Origin of the sequence: Sulfitobacter sp. HI0027 (assembly GCF_001634775.1) — a bacterium.
GTDB lineage: Bacteria > Pseudomonadota > Alphaproteobacteria > Rhodobacterales > Rhodobacteraceae > Sulfitobacter.
The window spans coordinates 1-1,387 of sequence record NZ_LWER01000073.1 but is presented as its reverse complement, the minus strand read 5'-3'; the positions used below and the strand labels follow the sequence as shown (position 1 = coordinate 1,387).

The 1,387-nt window shown below is 52.9% G+C and carries 3 protein-coding genes and 1 pseudogene; 1 reads left to right on the top strand and 3 read right to left on the bottom strand.

What is annotated here, in order from left to right; genetic code table 11:
- Both A3722_RS23850 and A3722_RS24705 read right to left on the bottom strand, forming a co-directional pair.
- Window positions 1-444: pseudogene (locus tag A3722_RS23850) on the bottom strand (IS3 family transposase); the annotation flags it as partial.
- Between the two features lie 157 nt (window positions 445-601).
- On the bottom strand, window positions 602-760 hold the full coding sequence (locus A3722_RS24705) for a hypothetical protein (RefSeq protein ID WP_236627341.1): 159 nt from the start codon (window positions 758-760) through the stop codon (window positions 602-604).
- Between A3722_RS24705 and A3722_RS25260 the strand changes: the two genes are divergently transcribed.
- A complete protein-coding gene (locus A3722_RS25260) occupies window positions 686-1,198 on the top strand; it encodes a hypothetical protein (protein ID WP_443068615.1) in 513 nt (170 codons plus the stop codon). The genes A3722_RS24705 and A3722_RS25260 overlap by 75 nt on opposite strands.
- Here the strand turns inward: A3722_RS25260 and A3722_RS23130 are convergent.
- On the bottom strand, window positions 1,087-1,387 hold a 301-nt coding region (locus tag A3722_RS23130; RefSeq protein ID WP_201721961.1), incomplete at its 5' end, for a transposase. The genes A3722_RS25260 and A3722_RS23130 overlap by 112 nt on opposite strands.

The window sequence follows — 1,387 nt, the reverse complement described above, 5'->3', positions numbered from 1 at the left end:
CCGACTAACTCCGAACTTTTCAGCCAGGGACTGGGCACTTTCTTGACGGCTATATAGCCCCGCCACAGCAGCCTGCTTCACGGCGTCAGAGTGATTGCCGGGGCCATATGCCGTGTTGGAGGCCGGCTTCATGTCAGGAAAGGCCTCGCGCACCCACGCCGTCATTGTGGTTCGGCATGGATAGCCTAAAGCACGCAGCGTCCATGAGATACAGCGGCCATGGGTTGCATAATGCTCTAACGCCATCTCCTTTTGCGCCAGCGAGAATTTAGGCGGGCGTGGTGCCGATCGTATCGGCAAGTCCTGCAGACGTTGGTATTCTCGATACCACCCTTTAAGGGCGTTCTTCGTTGGATACCCCAACTCACGGATGGTGGCCTGAGCGCGCTTGCCGAGCTTGATATAAAGCTTAACCGCGCGCAGTCGTTCTTCGTAGCTGTACATGAACTATCTCCAAGATAGTCCAACTTTTCGTCCGCACCCCCACCGGGTCAGTTCTCAGTGACAATCAACACTCGTTTCTTGGTTGTCCAGAACCGGAGCATCTGAACAGGATTACCAGGCGTTTGGTCAGTTTCTTCGGGAAATAAACACGGGGCGGTCAGTCGATTGTCTGCCACAGGGCATTTACCCAACGAAAATGATAGGCAACGACTTTCTCCGTTTTGTCGAGCAGTTTCACGGATTGCGCAGCAATGCGGTTGTTAGGTTTATGGACGATTTTGTACTTTTCTCCGACTCGCGGCGTGATCTTCGTCATGACTTCATTACGATCCAGCGCTTGTTGGGTGAGAAAGGCCTTTCACTGAATCCAAACAAGACCAGTGACGGAGTGCGAGAGAACGTTGAACTTGAGGATGCGATCGAAGACGTAAGGATACAGCTACTCCAAAGACGGCGTGTCATTATTACTGACTATGATGGTATTCCCGATGAAGAGGTCGAAGTTGAACAGGATTTGTCGGATGAAGAAATGGGTTTTCTGCGAGGCCTACTACAACAAGATGATATCGAAGAAGAGGACGCAGAGCTCGTACTAGCGTTGATGGCGGGAGTGTGCGTAATTTTGTGCCCTGACGCCTTTAGTTACGCCATGGGAAAGCGTTCTTCGAACATGATGGCGAGTTGGCTTTTAACGCGGTGCCATTCACGCACAGATCGCTTCCACTCGACTGAAGTAGCATTGAGCGCCAAGTAGATCAACTTTGCTGCCGCCTCATCGCTCGGGAAGTGGCCTCGGGTTCGCACCGCACGCCGGATTTTTGAGTTCAAGGCTTCTATGGCATTCGTTGTGTAAATCAATCGGCGCACTTCGGGCGGGTAGTCGAGAAACGGGATCACCTCGTTCCAGGCTCGGCGCCAGCTCGGTGCAATGGCCGGATAGCGC